Raw genomic sequence first — 14,621 nt, 5'->3', positions numbered from 1 at the left:
CGGCGGGTTCAGAGATTCGACGACGTCGGCCGCGCTCCGCCGATACGGCGTCCGAGTTCGGCAGCCACGGGTGCGACGAGCCCGGCGAACTCCGCGGCCTCCCGTGCACCCTCGGCCGGGAAGGTCACCGCGATCGCGGCGATCGGCCAGCCGACGTGGTCGAGCACCGCGACACCCACCGACCCGAGCCCGAGCGTGACTTCGCCGTCCTCGAAGGCCCATCCGCGTTCCCGCACACCGCGGAGCGTCTCGCGCAGCTCGCCCGGGCGTCGGGGGCCCCGGCCGGTGCGGTCGGCGAAGGATGCCGCATCCGGGAACAGTGCCCGCACCTGCTCGCGGGGCAGCGCCGCGAGCATCGCGCGGCCCGTGGCCGTGAGGTGCGACGGCAGGCGCACCCCGACGTCCGTCACGAGCGTCGGCCGACGCTGCGCCCGCTCCTCGACGATGTAGAGCACGTCGCGGCCGTGCATGACGGCCAGGTGCGCGCTCTCGCCGGTGCGGTCGACCAGGTCGGCGAGCACCGGGCGTCCGAGCCGGGCAAGCGGCTCCTGGCGTGAGTACCCGCCCGCCAGTTCGAACGCGGCGATGCCGAGGCCCCAGCGGCGATCCTCGGGCAGGTGCACGACGAACTGGTGCTCCTGCAGCGCGGCGAGCAGGTGGTACACCGTCGAGCGCGGAATGCCCAGGGCGGTCGCGATCGTGCGCGCGGGCACCGGGCCGCGCTGGTGCGCGAGATGCGAAAGGATCCGCAGCGTCTGGTCGGCGGCGGGGACCTGAGGCCTCGAGCTGTCTGGAATCACAGACAGAGGATGCCACGAGCCGCTGTCGCGCGCCACGGCCCGGGTGTGGAATCGGAGCATGACCATCGTCACGCCCACCTCTGCCACCGACGCCGCCGTCGTCACCGTCGGCGCGGCGCCGCTGCGTCCCGACGAGGTCGTCGCGGTCGCTCGGCACGGCGCGCTCGTCGAACTCGCCCCCGAGGCGATCGCCCGTGTCGCGGCGACCCGCGCCCTGGTCGAGGGCCTCGCCGACGATCCCGAGCCGCACTACGGCATCTCGACCGGCTTCGGCGCCCTCGCCACCACCTTCATCGCCCCAGAGCGCCGCCTGCAGCTGCAGGCCAGCCTCATTCGTTCCCACGCCGCCGGCACCGGTCCCGAGGTCGAGCGCGAAGTCGTGCGCGCCCTCATGCTGCTCCGGTTGCAGACGCTGGCGACCGGGCACACCGGCGTGCGCCCCGTCGTGGTCGAGACGTACGCCGCGATGCTCAACGCCGGCATCACGCCGATCGTGCGGGAGTACGGCTCGCTCGGCTGCTCCGGCGACCTCGCGCCGCTGTCGCACGTCGCGCTCGCCGCGATGGGCGAGGGGCGCGTGCACACCGCGAGCGGCGAAGAGGTCGACGCGGCCGAGGCGCTGGCCGCAGCATCCGTGTCCCCGCTCGTGCTGCGCGAGAAGGAGGGCCTCGCGCTCATCAACGGCACCGACGGCATGCTCGGGATGCTGCTGCTCGCGCTGCACGACCTCTCGGTGCTGCTCGACACGGCCGATGTCGCCGCGGGCATGTCGGTCGAGTCGCAGCTCGGCACCGATGCGGTGTTCTCCGCCGACCTGCAGGCGCTGCGGCCCCAGGTGGGCCAGGCGGTATCGGCCGGGAACCTGCGCGCCGTGCTCGCGGGATCGGGGATCATGGCGTCGCACCGCGACCCCGCCGTCTGCACCCGCGTGCAGGACGCGTACTCGCTGCGCTGCTCGCCGCAGGTGCACGGCGCCGCGCGCGACACCGCCGACCACGCGCTGCTCATCGCCTCTCGCGAGCTCGCGGCGGCTGTCGACAACCCCGTCATCACCGATGACGGGCGCGTCGAGTCCAACGGCAACTTCCACGGCGCGCCGGTCGCGTACGTGCTCGACTTCCTCGCGATCGCGGTGGCCGATGTGGCCTCGATCTCGGAGCGCCGCACCGACCGCGCCCTCGACCGCGCGCGCAGCAACGGCCTGCCGCCGTTCCTCGCCGACGAGGTCGGCGTCGACTCGGGCTTCATGATCGCCCAGTACGCCGCCGCGGGGATCGTCTCGGAGCTCAAGCGACTCGCGGTGCCGGCATCCGTCGACTCGATCCCCTCGTCGGCGATGCAAGAGGACCACGTCTCGATGGGCTGGGCCGCGGCCCGCAAGCTCCGCCGGGCGATCGACGGGCTCTCGCGCGTGCTCGCGATCGAGGTGCTCACCGCCTCGCGCGCCATCGACCTGCGGGCGCCGCTCGAACCCGCGGCCGCCACGGGCGCCGTGCGCGACCTCGTGCGCACCGTCGCCGGCGGACCCGGGCCCGACCGCTACCTGTCGCCCGAGATGGAGGCCGTGACCGCGCTCGTGCAGTCGGGTGCCGTCGCGGCGGCCGCCTACCAGACCACCACGAAGGAGTGACGATGTCGATGACCGATACCACCGCCCGCGGGGTCGGCGAAGGCGCCGTGCGCGCCCCGCGCGGCCCGGAGCGCACCGCCAAGAGCTGGGGCGCCGAAGCCGCCAAGCGCATGCTCATGAACAACCTCGACCCCGAGGTCGCCGAGCACCCCGAAGACCTCGTCGTCTACGGCGGCACCGGGCGCGCTGCCCGCAGCTGGGAGGCGTTCGACGCGATCGTCCGCACGCTCGACGAGCTCGAGCCCGACGAGACGCTGCTCGTCCAGTCGGGCAAGCCCGTCGGCGTCTTCCGCACCCACGAATGGGCACCGCGTGTGCTCATCGCCAACTCGAACCTCGTCGGGGACTGGGCGACGTGGCCCGAGTTCCGCCGCCTCGAAGAGCTCGGCCTCACCATGTACGGCCAGATGACCGCGGGCTCGTGGATCTACATCGGCACGCAGGGCATCCTGCAGGGCACGTACGAGACGTTCGCCGCGGTCGCGCGCTCCCTCGCTGAGAAGAGCGGGACGGATGCTGCGACCGCGAGCCTCGCCGGAACCCTCACGCTCACCGGGGGCGCCGGTGGCATGGGGGGCGCGCAGCCGCTCGCCGTGACCCTCAACGGGGGAGCGGTGCTCATCGTCGACGTCGACGAGTCGCGGCTGGCTCGCCGCGTCGAGCACGGCTACCTCGACGAGTACACGACCGATCTCGACGCCGCTCTCGCGCGGGTCGTCGCGGCGAAGGCGGCCGGCGAGGCGCTCTCGGTGGGCGTCGTCGGCAACGCCGCCGAGGTGTTCGGCGACGTGCTCCTGCGTCACCGCGCCGGCGAGGTCACTGTCGACATCGTCACCGACCAGACCAGCGCCCACGACCCGTTGGCGTATCTGCCGCTGGGTATCGCGTTCGAGGACTGGAAGGCCGAGGCGGCCCGCGATCCCGAAGGGTTCACCGCCCGTGCGCGCGGCTCGATGGCGAAGCACGTCGCGGCGATGGTGGGCTTCCAGGACGCCGGGGCCGAGGTCTTCGACTACGGCAACTCGATCCGTGCCGAGGCGCAGCTGGGCGGATTCGACCGGGCGTTCGCCTTCCCCGGCTTCGTGCCCGCGTACATCCGCCCGCAGTTCGCCGAGGGCCGCGGACCGTTCCGCTGGGTCGCGCTCTCGGGAGACCCCGAAGACATCCGCAAGACCGACGAGGCCGTCAAGGCGCTGTTCCCCGACAACGCCGGGCTCGTGCGCTGGCTCGACAAGGCCGGCGACGCCGTGCACTTCGAGGGCCTCCCCGCCCGCATCTGCTGGCTCGGCTACAAGGAGCGCCACCTCGCCGGACTCAAGTTCAACGAGATGGTCGCCTCGGGCGAACTGTCGGGTCCGATCGTGATCGGCCGCGATCACCTCGACGCCGGCTCGGTCGCCTCGCCGTACCGCGAGACCGAGTCCATGGCCGACGGCTCGGACGCGATCGCCGACTGGCCGCTGCTCAACGCCCTGCTCAACACGGCGTCGGGTGCGGCGTGGGTGTCGATCCACCACGGCGGCGGCGTCGGCATCGGCCGCAGCATCCATGCCGGTCAGGTGACCGTCGCCGACGGCACGAAGCTTGCGGCCGAGAAGCTCGAGCGCGTGCTGACGAACGACCCCGGCACCGGCGTCATGCGCCACGTCGACGCCGGCTACGACCGAGCTCGCGAGGTGGCGGTCGAGCGGGGCCTCAACGTGCCGATGCTCGGTGAGTGACGGACGGATGCTGTGACCTCGACGCTCATCACGAACATCGGCGAGCTGACGACCAACGTCGCCGCCGACGGCGACCCCCTCGGCACGCTGCATGACGCGGCCGTCCTGATCGTGGGCGACCGGATCGCCTGGGTCGGGCCCGCCGCCTCGGCCCCCGTCTCCGTCGCGCCGTCCGCCGTCGCGCCCTCCGCGCATCCCAGCGAGAGAACACCTGGCGGCCGAGAGGTAGGGAACGCCACTACCTCTCGGTCCGCCGATGTTCTCTCGCGGGAGGGGGCCGGGGCCGGGGGCGAGGGGGTCCGGATCGTGGATGCCGGGGGGAGGGCGGTTCTGCCGGGGTTCGTCGACAGCCACACGCACCTCGTGTTCGGGGGCGACCGCGCCGACGAGTTCGAGGCGCGCATGACCGGTACGCCGTATGCCGCAGGGGGCATACGGCGTACCGTCGCGGCGACCCGCGCCGCGAGCGACGACGAGCTTCGCGCGCGCCTTCAGGGCTTCGTCGCCGAGCTCTCCGCCCAGGGCACCACGACCTTCGAGATCAAGACGGGCTACGGGCTCACGGTCGCCGACGAGGAGCGGCTCGCCCGCCTGGCTGCCGAGGTGACACCCGAGGTCACGTTCCTCGGCGCCCACGTCGTGCCCGCCGAGTACAGCGAGCGGCGCGAGGAGTACGTCGACCTCGTCTGCGACGCGATGCTCCACGCCTGCGCCCCGCACAGCCGGTGGATCGACGTGTTCTGCGAGCGCGGTGCCTTCACCCCCGAGGAGTCGCGGCGCATCCTCGCCGCCGGCGTCGCGCACGGACTCGCGCCGCGCGTGCACGGCAACCAGCTCGGACCCGGCGAGGGTGTGCGTCTCGCGGTGGAGCTGGGCGCAGCATCCGTCGATCACTGCACGTATCTGAACGACGCGGATGTCGCCGCACTCGTCGGTTCGTCGACCGTCGCGACGCTGCTGCCGGGCGTCGAGTTCTCGACCCGCCAGCCGTACCCCGACGCGCGGCGGCTCATCGACGCGGGCGCGACCGTCGCGCTCGCGAGCGACTGCAACCCGGGGTCGAGCTTCACGAGCTCGATGCCGCTCATGATCGCGCTCGCGGTGCGCGAGATGGGCATGACGCCGGCCGAGGCGGTGTGGGCGGCGACCGCCGGCGGAGCGCAGGCGCTGCGCCGTGACGACGTGGGGGCGCTCGCGCCGGGGATGCGCGCCGACCTCGTGATGCTCGACGCTCCGACCCGCGTGCACCTCGCCTACCGGCCCGGTGTGCCTCTCGTGCACACGGTGTGGGTCGGCGGAGCCGCCGCCGCATGACGGGAGCCGCCGCCGCATGACGGGAGCCGCCCGGCACACGCCGGGCGGCTCCTTGTCGACGGCCGCGTCAGGGTGCGGCGAGCTCCGCGATGTCGTCCGGCGCGAGCGCCGAGCTCCACACGCTCAGCTCGTCGACGTCGCCGCGGAACGGGGTGTCCCACCAGTTGACGCCGAGGGCGAAGACGTTGCCCGGTCCCGAGAGCACGTCGGGGAAGCCGGTGCCCTGGAACCGCAGCTCGCCGTCGATGTACACGGACGCTGCGCCGCCGTCCACGACGAAGGCGACATGCGACCACTCCCCGAGGGGGAGGCTCCGCCCGGTGCCGGCGTCGTACCACTGCGCGCCCGACCAGAGCATCGTCGAGCCGCCGACGCCGTCGTGTCCGCGTGGGACGAGGCTCACCCACGAGGAGGGGCTCGCGGCACCGAAGAACGCCGTCGTGTACGGCGTGAGCGCCGCGGGCCGCAGCCACGTGCTCACCGAATACGACGAGCCCTGCACGAGGCCATCGGGCAGTCGCACACCCGCCGTGCCGTCGAGGCGCAGCGCGCTGCCGTCGACGCCGTCGGCGACGAACGACGCCGGGCCGGCCGCGGGCGCGTCGATGCGCGCGCCGGTCGGCGCGGCGTCGGCGAAGGTCCCCGCCGCGTCGGCGAGCGAGCCGTCGAACGCCCACGCGCCCGCGAGGACGCCGGGCGTGCGGGCGAGGACGACGACCTCGAAGGCGACGGATGCCTCGGCTCCCCCGTTCGCGACGGTCGCGGTGAGCGTCGCCTGCGCGTCGGGCTCGCCGATGCCGGGACGCGTCACGGTCCCGTCTGCGTCGACGATTCCGGGGTCTGAGCTCGCCCACGTGATCGTCGTGCCGCCCGTGCCCGACGTCGGCAGGTCGAGGTCGACCGTCACGGCCGAGGTGTCGCCGAGCGACAGGTCGGCTGCCACGGCGTCGACCGCTGCGGCACCGGTCAGCTCCACGGACTTGCGTCCCCACAGCGTGACGCCGGCCTGCGACACCGCGGTGAAGCCCGTCGACCACGCCTCGAGGTCGGGATCCCAGACGGGCGCGAACACGCCCTGGTAGACCACGTCGTCGATCGTGAGGGTTGCGGTGTGCTGCCCGGTGAGCTTCCACGTGCCGTCGACGGCGCCGGTGACGCTGCCGGTCTTGCCGAAGGTCACGGCGGACGCCTCGGCCGCCGTCGCCGTGATGCCCTTGCCCATGTCGACCAGCTGCCACGTGCCGACCACGTCGGCGCGCTTCACCTTGCCGGCCGTCTCGCCGGCGTACCGCATCGGCGAGACCACGGGCCAGCCCTCGGCGTTCATCCACATCTGGTGCACGCGCACCTCGTGCAGCTCGCCAGTGCCCGGGAAGCGCGCGTGGAAGACCATGAACATGCGTCCCGTGTCGGGGTCCTGGTACCAGGACGTGTGACCGGGTGACACGTAGCCGGTGCCGACGCCGGTGCCCGGGTCGCCGAGCTCGCGGCCGAAGAGGTGGCCGCCCATGAGCTTGACGCCGTAGGGCTGGATCGTGACGTCGTCGAACAGCGGCAGCGACGGGTCGGCCTTCACCTCGCGCATGTCGTTGCCATGCGCATCGAGGTACGGACCGGCCACGGTCTTCGAGCGGGCGACACGCACGTCGTACCCGCCGGTCACGCCCAGGCCGCCGAACGACAGATAGAGGTAGTAGTAGCCGGTCTCGGCGTCGTACTGGATCGTCGGCGCCTCGATGCGGCTGTGGTTGCCGCCGACGAGGTGCGTGCCGTAACCCTGACCGGGCAGCGGCTCGCCGGTCGCAGCATCCATCTCGAGCAGGAAGATGCCGCCCGAGTACGACCCGTAGACCATCCACAGCTTGCCGTCGGCGTCGTAGAACGCGTCCGGGTCGACCGTGTTGGGGTGCCGGCGCGCGTCGTACGTCTCGCCGGGGTTCTCGGACTCGCCCTCCATGCCGCTCTTGAGCAGGATGCCCTGGTTCTCGTACGGACCGTCGACGGCGTCGGAGGTCGCGAGCCCGAGCGCCGACCGCGGCGACGAGCCCTCGCACGCGTTGTAGTACATCGCGTAGCGGCCGTCGGGCAGCTGGATGACGTCTGCCGCCCACAGTGTCGAGGTCTGCGCCCATTCGAAGGTCTCGGCGAGCTCGGTGTAGATGTCGTCGAACAGCGCGTTGCCGGGGCTCTGCGACAGGTCGATCGTGTTCTGCTGCCACGACATGAGGTCGGTCGTGTGCGCCGAGGCGCCGTGCGATCCGAACACCCAGATGTCCTCGCCGGAGGTGACGATCGACGGATCGTGCACCGTGACGTCGTCGAACACGGGGGCGGGCGGGACGGGGTCGGGCTTCGCCCAGGCGGGACTCGCGCTGAGCGCGCCCGCGACGAGCAATCCGGCAGTGGTCAGGGCGAGCGCGGTGCGAGGTCGTGCGCGGCGCGTCATGGAGACTCCAGTTCGACAGTGGACGGGACGGACGGATGCGGCGACTCGGCGCCGAGTCGCAGGACCGCCGCTCGCAATCTACAACGATGTAGACATACAGTACAACGATGTAGAATCAGATTTCACGAAAGACGGCGTCGAGCCGTAGTCAGGAATTCGCGCGACGGGTCAGCGAGGTGCGTCGAACGTCCAGTTGTCGGGGTCGATGGCGCTGGCGACGTCCCAGTCGTCCTGCGCCCAGATGAACGTCGCGACCGAGCACGTCGGCATGTGGCCGATGTCATCGTCCGACAGGCTCGCCGCGAGCGAGCTCATGCCGGGGTCGTGCGCGACGACCAGGACCGTCGCCGCGCGCGTGGCCGCTGCCGCGGCCAGCAGCGTCTTCGCCGGAGCGCCGTACAGCTCGGGGTCGAGCGAGACCGCCACGCCGAGCTCGGACGCGAAAGCCTCGGCGGTCGTCCGCGCCCGCACCGCCGTGCTCGACAGGATCACGTCGGGGCGGAATCCGGTGGCCGCGACGCGCGCCGCCATGCGGGGCGCGTCGCGCATGCCGCGGTCGTTCAGCGGTCGGTCGTGGTCGTCGAGGCTGGGGTCTCCCCAGTCGGACTTGGCGTGCCGCACCAGTGCGAGACGGATCATGAGGTCACCTTTCCAGAGGCCTTGGCGGCGAGGAGTTCGAGCACGCACAGCGCCGCGAGGCGCACGGTGCGCCCGTCGGGGGCATCCGCCGTGGCATCCACCTCGGCGATGTCGGCGCTGTGCACGCGGGTGTCGGCGGCGAGGGCGCGGACGAGCGCCCGCAGCTCCCACGCGGCCAGTCCGCCCGGGACGGATGCCGGGCACCCGGGCGCCACGGAACGGTCGCACACGTCCACATCGACGTCGAGATGCACCGGGCCGCCGCCGGCCCCGCTGATCTCGAGCGCCTCGGCCGCGACGTCGGCGGCGCCGCGGCGCCGCAGGTCGTCCATCGTCACGACGGTGATGCCGTGCTCGGCCGCGCGCTGCGCGTACGCGACCGAGTTGGCGAAGTCGGCGATGCCGAGCTGCACGATCCTCCGCCCGTCGAGGCCGTCCTCGACCAGCCGGCGCACCGGGGATCCGTTCGAGACGCCGTCGCGCAGGTCGAAGTGCGCGTCGATCGTGATGAGCCCGGTCGCACCGGCGCCCTGCGCCACGGAGTACGTGAGCGAGTTGTCGCCGCCGAGCGCGATGACGAGATCGGCGCGCTCGCGCAGCTCCGCGACCGTGGAGCGGACGGATGCCTCGCCCGCCGGCCCGTCGGGCTCGTCGACGTCGCCCGCATCGGCGATGCGCAGCACCTCGTTCAGATCGATCGGCGGGGGTCCGAGGAGCGTCGGGCTGTAGCGTCGCAGGGCTTCGCGGATCGCCGCGGGCGTGGCGTGGGCGCCGGTGGGAGACAGGGATGTGCGGAATGCGGGAACACCGAGGATCGCGGCATCCCATCTCCCGTCTTCGAGCGGGGGCCACGCACCGGCGCGTGGCCACGAGGGATCGTGGGAAAGCGTCACGTGTCGACGCTACCGGGCGCTCAGGCCGCGACGTAGACCCACGCGGAGCGACCGCTCGCGAGCACCACCGCGCAGCGCCGGTAGAGCGCCACTTCGTACTCGTCGGCCGCGTCGAGCTCGTCCTCGGTCACCAGCAGCGCCCTGCCCACGACCTTGTCGAGCGGGTTCCCGGTCTCGCGCACGATCGGGTGCACCGTCAGGCCCGACAGGTCGACGACGCGGGTGTCCTCGATCTCGGCGTAGTCGACCGTGTACCCGGGTAGCGCGTCGGGCTCGCTCTCGAGCAGGCGCCCGAACGTGTCGAGCTGCACGTCGGCGTTCTGCAGCGTGCCGTAGCTGAAGAGGTACTGGGTGGGCTCGTCCGTCGACACGGCATCAGGCTAGCCCTCGCCGCCGTCGATCGGCGGGGACTTCACGCACTCTTAACACTGCTCGCCGCGGCGCATCACCCAAGGAACGCGTGGGCGACGGAGAAGATCGCGAGGCCCGCCAGGGCACCGACGATCGTGCCGTTGAGGCGGATGTACTGCAGGTCGCGGCCGACCATGAGCTCGATCTTCTCGGTCGTCTCGGCGGGGTCCCACCGCTCGACCGTGTCGGTGATGATCGAGGCGATGTCGTGGCGGTAGCGGTCGACGAGGAAGACGGCGGCATCGGTGACCCAGGTGTCCACGCGGCGCTGGAGCGCAGCATCCGTCGTCAACCGCTCGCCGATCTCGACCAGCGCTTCGACACCCCGTCGCCGCAGCCCGCTCTCGGGATCGGCGAGGGAGCGCAGCAGCCCCGTCTTCGCCGTCGTCCAGGCTTCGCCGGCGAGCTCGCGCACGCGGGGGCTGTCGAACACGGCGAGCTTCGCGTCCTCGAAGCGCCCGATCGTTGCGGGGTCGTGCTGCAGGTTGCCGGCGAGGCGGCCGAGGTAGCCGTCGATCGCGACGCGGGCGGGATGCCGCGGGTCGGCCTGCACCGCCGCGACGAACTTGACGGCCTCGTTGTAGACCGTGTCGTCGACGAAGCGATGCGCGACCGACGGCACCCACGCGGGCAGCCGGCGCGACACCACGCCGGTGAACGCGACTTTGTTGGCGGCGAGCCATGCCGCGATGGTGTCGGCGGCGAGGTCGACCGCGCCGTGATGCGCGCCGGCGGCGATGATGCGCTCGAGCCACTCGCCGAGCGGCGGACCCCACTCCGGCGCGATGAGGTGCTCGCGGGCGAGCTCCTCGATGACGTCGCGGACGTCGTCGTCGCTGAGCGCGCGCAGCACGCTTCCTGCCATCACGGATGCCTCGGCCGCGACGCGCTCGGCATGCGCGGGCGCGCTCAGCCACTCGCCGAGGCGCGCGGCGATCGCGGTCTGGTCGAGCTTCGTGCGCACGACGTCGGCGCGGAGGAACTCGGTCTCGACGAACTCGCCGAGGGTGCGGCCGATCTCGTCCTTGCGGCTCGGGATGATCGCGGTGTGCGGGATCGGGATGCCGAGCGGGTGCCGGAAAAGCGCGGTGACCGCGAACCAGTCCGCGAGGGCGCCGACCATGCCGCCCTCAGCGGCGGCGCGGACGTAGGCGAGGGCCGGCACGTCCTGCTGGAACGCGAACGAGAAGGCGAACAGCACCGCCATGAAGACGAGCGCACCGAGCGCGACCCCCTTCATCATGCGCAGACCGCGGCGACGCTCTTGGTCGGCGGGGCTGAGGAGGTGTGTCTGCGTCGCCATGGCTCAGTCCTCGAGCGGCCCGAGCCACGCGGTCGCGACCGTCGAGTGGGCGGACTCCGGATCGGAGGGATGGAAGAGGCCCGCCAGCACATCGCGGTAGAGGCGGCTCAGCTCGTTCGCCGAGAAGTAGGAGGACCCGCCGGCGACGAGCACGGCCTCGTCGACGATCTGTTTCGCGGCCGTCACCGCCCGGTGCTTGTGGCCCGCGAGCAGCGAGAACCACTGCGGTCCGTGGTCGGCGAGGGAATCGACGTCCCGGGCGAGCGCGTCGATCTGCGGCGGAAGGGCGTCGTACGCGAGCGCCATGTCGGCGATCCGCCAGCGGATGTCGGGATCCTGGCTGTACGCCTTGCCGGTGCGCTTCGACGTGCGCCTGCCGGCGGCGCCGACCGCGACCTCGAGCGCGCGCCGTGCGATGCCGGTGTAGACCGACGCCAGGAGGATCTCGAAGACGCTGAAGATGCCGAACACCAGCGGGTCGGGGTTCGGGCCCGGCGCGAGCCGCCGCACGATCCGGTCGGCGGGAGCGACGGCGTCGCGCAACTCCGTCGTGCGGGACTGCGTGCCCCGCATGCCGAGCGTGTCCCAGTCGTCGCGCACGACGACGCGACCGGCCTGCACCTCGGAGCGCGGCACGAACGCGTACACCATCCGCGGCGCATCCTCCGACGAGGTGTCGAGTCCGTGCAGGCCCAGCTGCGTCCACACCGACGCGAGCGAGGTGAAGATCTTGGTGCCGGTGAACGAGTATCCGCCGTCGGGCAGGGGCGCAGCATCCGTCCCGCTCCCGAAGAGAACCAGGTCGTTTCCCGCCTCGCTGATCCCGAACGCGAACACCTCGCCGGCCGCCGCACCCTCCTGGACGAACCGCAGCGCGTCGATGCCGCGGTCGGCGAGCACCTTCGCGACCCCGGTCCACACCAGGTGCATGTTGATCGCGAGAGCCGTCGCCGGGGCGGCTCCCGCCAGTCGCTGCTGGAGGACGGATGCCTCGGCCAGGCCGAGACCCGATCCGCCGAGCTCCTCCGGCACGAGGATCGCGAGGTAGCCGGCATCCTTCAGGTCGGTGAGGTCGTCGTCGGGGAACGTGTTCTCGCGGTCGTGCACCGCTGCCCTCGCGCGGAATCGCTCCAGCAGTTCGTCGGTCAGGATCTCGCTCGGATCGAAGGAAGCCACCCGGCCATTCTTACGCGATGATGTGCGCATGGCGACGCTCTCCGACGTGCTGCACGGCCTCATTCCACCGACGCAGCGGCAGACCGCGGCGGAGGTGACCGAGGCGCTCGACCTCGGCTCCGGAGACCGTGCGGGCAAACGCAGCGGGTTCCTCATCATGCTGACGCTGGCAGGCATCGTCGCGATCGCCGGTGTGCTCACCGACTCCACCGCGACCGTGATCGGCGCGATGATCATCGCGCCGCTCGGCACCCCCATCCTCGCGATCGGGCTCGGCATCGTCACCGGACACCTCAGCCTCGTGGTGCGCTCGATCCTGTGGGTGCTGCTGGGGCTCGCGATCGTGATCGTGCTGGGCCTCGCGTTCTCGGTGTTCGTGGCGACGCCCGAGAGCCTCGAGAGCAACTCGCAGGTGGTGGGGCGCACCTCGCCGAGCTTCATGGACCTCATCGCGGCGCTGGCCACCGGGTTCGCCGGCGGATTCGCGATGTGCCGCCGGGACCTGAGCGCCGTCCTCCCGGGCGTCGCGATCGCGATCTCGCTCGTCCCGCCGCTGGGCGTGGTGGGCGTCTGCGCCGGGCAGGGCCTGTGGGAGGACGCCCTCGGCGCGCTGTGGCTGTTCCTCTCCAACGTCGTCGCGCTCGTGATCGCCGGGAGCATCGTCTTCACGCTCGCCGGATACGCGCGCGATCCCGGGTCGTCACGCGTCGCCAACCGGCGACGGGCTTACACCATCGTGACGCTGCTCCTGGTCGTCATCGCGCTCCCGCTCGCGGCCAACTCCATCGTCTCGGTCGCGCTGGCGCGGTGGTCGGTGGCGATCCAGGATGCTGCGACCGAGTGGCTCGCCGCCGACGACGGGGCCCGCGTGTACGGGGTGCAGTGGTCGGGCGCGACCGCGACGGTCGAGATCACGACCGACGACGGCGACACCCCCGCGGTGGACGATCTGCGCGAGTCGCTGGCCGAGACCGTGCCGACGTTCGTCGGGGTGGTCATCGACGTCGGTCAGGGCGTCGAGATCACGGTGCAGTAGGGCCCCGCACTCCCGGTCAGGCGAGTGCGGCGAACAGCGCCTCGATCGTGGCCTCCGGCCGGTCGCGGTGCGGGGAGTGACCGGCCCCGGCGACCACCGCCACCGAGAAGCGCGGGTTCGGCGCGACGGCGGCCTCGGCGGGCTTGCCGCGGAAGATCGAGTACACCGCCGGGTCGGACGCGACGACGTGGGTCGGCACGGCGATGCGGAGCGCAGCATCCGTCACGTCCCAATCCGGGTTCTGTGCGCTCGTCTGCTCGACCGCCCAGCGGCTGGCCTGCTGCGCCGACAGCGCCTTCAGTTCGATGTCCTGCGGATGCCAGTGCGGGTGCTCGGCCCGCACGGCCGCCTGCGACGGATCGTCGAACGACCGGGTCTGGCTGTCGCGCACGATGTCGCGATCGTGATCGGTGAGCGAGATCGCGGGGTCGATGAGGACGAGACGGCGGGTCCACGACGGGTCGCCTGCGGCCGCGAGGACGGATGCTGCGCCCCCGAGCGAGTGGCCGACCACGAGGTCCCACGGTCGACCGCTCTCGGGCCGGGTCGCGGAGACGTCGGCCGCGTAGGCGGCCAGCGTGTAGTCGAGCGTGCGCGGTGCCGTGCCGTGCCCGCGGAGGTCCACAGCATCCGTCCGCCATCCGGCCTCCGCGAGAGCGGTGCCGTAACGCCACATCAGGGCTCCGTTCGAGCCGAGACCGTGGATGAGCAGAGCGCGACGCTCGGCCGAGGCCGAGCCCCACGACAGGCGGGGAAGCATGACGGGCGCGGGCATGCGATTCAGCCTAGGAGGTCCGCCGCGTTCGGCCGTGCGCGGGGCAGGATAGGAGAGGAGGTTGGCATGATCTCGACGGAACTGGCGCTGGCGCTGCGCGAGGCGGGCCTGGTGTGGCACCCGCGCTCAGGCGACCGCTTCCAGCTCGACGAGCCGGAGTTCGAGGCGGACGTCTTCACGGTGAGCGAGATGACCATCGAGCCGCGGGAGTACCCGACCGGCCGCATCCTCGCCTTCAACGGCACGACGGAGTGGGCGCTGGATTCCGTCGCGCTCGAGGACGCGCTCTGGCTGCCCTACGAGCATCAGCTGCGCGAGCTCCTCCGCGGCGCTTTCCGGACGCTTCGGCGCCTGCCCGACAATCACGAGGTCGAGATCGTCGTGGGCGGCGAGCGACGGCTGTTCGAACACCCCGAGCCCGCCGACGCCTACGCCCTCGCGCTGCTGGAGCTGCTTCGGCGTCTCGCGTGACGGCCC

At 72.2% G+C, this 14,621-nt stretch carries 13 protein-coding genes; 5 read left to right on the top strand and 8 right to left on the bottom strand.

Features of this window, described 5'->3' with window-relative positions:
* Positions 1-8: 8 nt before the first annotated feature.
* Complete coding sequence (locus tag ACVN90_RS13130; RefSeq protein ID WP_475102121.1) at positions 9-806, bottom strand: IclR family transcriptional regulator; 798 nt, start codon at positions 804-806, stop codon at positions 9-11.
* Positions 807-858: 52 nt separating this feature from the next.
* Here ACVN90_RS13130 and hutH point away from each other — a divergent pair, with 52 nt between their 5' ends.
* From hutH to hutI, 3 genes are read left to right on the top strand one after another with little or no spacing between them, the layout of a single operon-like run.
* Entirely contained in the window at positions 859-2,430 is a 1,572-nt protein-coding gene (gene hutH, locus ACVN90_RS13125) for a histidine ammonia-lyase (protein ID WP_475098682.1), read from the top strand.
* Positions 2,431-2,438: 8 nt separating this feature from the next.
* Entirely contained in the window at positions 2,439-4,151 is a 1,713-nt protein-coding gene (locus ACVN90_RS13120; protein WP_475098681.1) for a urocanate hydratase, read from the top strand.
* Positions 4,152-4,163: 12 nt separating this feature from the next.
* A complete protein-coding gene (gene hutI, locus ACVN90_RS13115; protein WP_475098680.1) occupies positions 4,164-5,465 on the top strand; it encodes an imidazolonepropionase in 1,302 nt (433 codons plus the stop codon).
* A gap of 67 nt (positions 5,466-5,532) precedes the next feature.
* Here hutI and ACVN90_RS13110 read toward each other — a convergent pair whose 3' ends face one another.
* The 6 genes from ACVN90_RS13110 to ACVN90_RS13085 form a co-directional block, all read right to left on the bottom strand.
* A complete protein-coding gene (locus ACVN90_RS13110) occupies positions 5,533-7,911 on the bottom strand; it encodes a LamG-like jellyroll fold domain-containing protein (protein ID WP_475098679.1) in 2,379 nt (792 codons plus the stop codon).
* Positions 7,912-8,079: 168 nt separating this feature from the next.
* Positions 8,080-8,550: a SixA phosphatase family protein gene (locus ACVN90_RS13105; RefSeq protein WP_475098678.1), complete on the bottom strand. Its 471-nt coding sequence runs from the start codon at positions 8,548-8,550 to the stop codon at positions 8,080-8,082.
* Positions 8,547-9,443: an agmatinase family protein gene (locus tag ACVN90_RS13100; protein ID WP_475098677.1), complete on the bottom strand. Its 897-nt coding sequence runs from the start codon at positions 9,441-9,443 to the stop codon at positions 8,547-8,549. The genes ACVN90_RS13105 and ACVN90_RS13100 overlap by 4 nt, the downstream gene beginning before the upstream one ends.
* Before the next feature lie 20 nt (positions 9,444-9,463).
* Positions 9,464-9,814: a gamma-glutamylcyclotransferase family protein gene (locus tag ACVN90_RS13095; RefSeq protein WP_475098676.1), complete on the bottom strand. Its 351-nt coding sequence runs from the start codon at positions 9,812-9,814 to the stop codon at positions 9,464-9,466.
* Positions 9,815-9,888: 74 nt separating this feature from the next.
* On the bottom strand, positions 9,889-11,157 hold the full coding sequence (locus ACVN90_RS13090; RefSeq protein WP_475098675.1) for a DUF445 domain-containing protein: 1,269 nt from the start codon (positions 11,155-11,157) through the stop codon (positions 9,889-9,891).
* Positions 11,158-11,160: 3 nt separating this feature from the next.
* Positions 11,161-12,363, bottom strand: a complete 1,203-nt coding sequence (locus ACVN90_RS13085) for an acyl-CoA dehydrogenase family protein (RefSeq protein WP_475098674.1) — start codon at positions 12,361-12,363, stop codon at positions 11,161-11,163.
* On the opposite strand from ACVN90_RS13085, the gene ACVN90_RS13080 reads away from it, so the two are divergent.
* Positions 12,362-13,369, top strand: coding sequence for a TIGR00341 family protein (locus ACVN90_RS13080; RefSeq protein WP_475098673.1), 1,008 nt, complete (start codon positions 12,362-12,364; stop codon positions 13,367-13,369). The genes ACVN90_RS13085 and ACVN90_RS13080 overlap by 2 nt on opposite strands.
* Positions 13,370-13,385: 16 nt before the next feature.
* On the opposite strand, the gene ACVN90_RS13075 is transcribed toward ACVN90_RS13080, so the two are convergent.
* Positions 13,386-14,144, bottom strand: a complete 759-nt coding sequence (locus tag ACVN90_RS13075) for an alpha/beta fold hydrolase (protein WP_475098672.1) — start codon at positions 14,142-14,144, stop codon at positions 13,386-13,388.
* Between the two features lie 66 nt (positions 14,145-14,210).
* Between ACVN90_RS13075 and ACVN90_RS13070 the strand changes: the two genes are divergently transcribed.
* Complete coding sequence (locus tag ACVN90_RS13070) at positions 14,211-14,615, top strand: pilus assembly protein CpaE (protein WP_475098671.1); 405 nt, start codon at positions 14,211-14,213, stop codon at positions 14,613-14,615.
* Positions 14,616-14,621 lie beyond the last annotated feature (6 nt).

The sequence above is a fragment of the Microbacterium sp. F01 genome, from assembly GCF_056156365.1.
The sequence above is the reverse complement of the archived record's forward strand: the minus strand, read 5'-3'. Positions and strand labels throughout refer to the sequence as shown.

Bases quoted from the DNA above. Each gene is read 5' to 3' on its own strand.
- ACVN90_RS13075 (WP_475098672.1), bottom strand. From the start codon at position 14,144: ATGCCCGCGCCCGTCATGCTTCCCCGCCTGTCGTGGGGCTCGGCCTCG.
- ACVN90_RS13080 (WP_475098673.1), top strand. From the start codon at position 12,362: ATGGCGACGCTCTCCGACGTGCTGCACGGCCTCATTCCACCGACGCAG.
- ACVN90_RS13105 (WP_475098678.1), bottom strand. From the start codon at position 8,550: ATGATCCGTCTCGCACTGGTGCGGCACGCCAAGTCCGACTGGGGAGAC.
- ACVN90_RS13085 (WP_475098674.1), bottom strand. From the start codon at position 12,363: ATGCGCACATCATCGCGTAAGAATGGCCGGGTGGCTTCCTTCGATCCG.
- ACVN90_RS13070 (WP_475098671.1), top strand. From the start codon at position 14,211: ATGATCTCGACGGAACTGGCGCTGGCGCTGCGCGAGGCGGGCCTGGTG.
- ACVN90_RS13090 (WP_475098675.1), bottom strand. From the start codon at position 11,157: ATGGCGACGCAGACACACCTCCTCAGCCCCGCCGACCAAGAGCGTCGC.
- ACVN90_RS13120 (WP_475098681.1), top strand. From the start codon at position 2,439: ATGACCGATACCACCGCCCGCGGGGTCGGCGAAGGCGCCGTGCGCGCC.
- hutH (WP_475098682.1), top strand. From the start codon at position 859: ATGACCATCGTCACGCCCACCTCTGCCACCGACGCCGCCGTCGTCACC.
- ACVN90_RS13110 (WP_475098679.1), bottom strand. From the start codon at position 7,911: ATGACGCGCCGCGCACGACCTCGCACCGCGCTCGCCCTGACCACTGCC.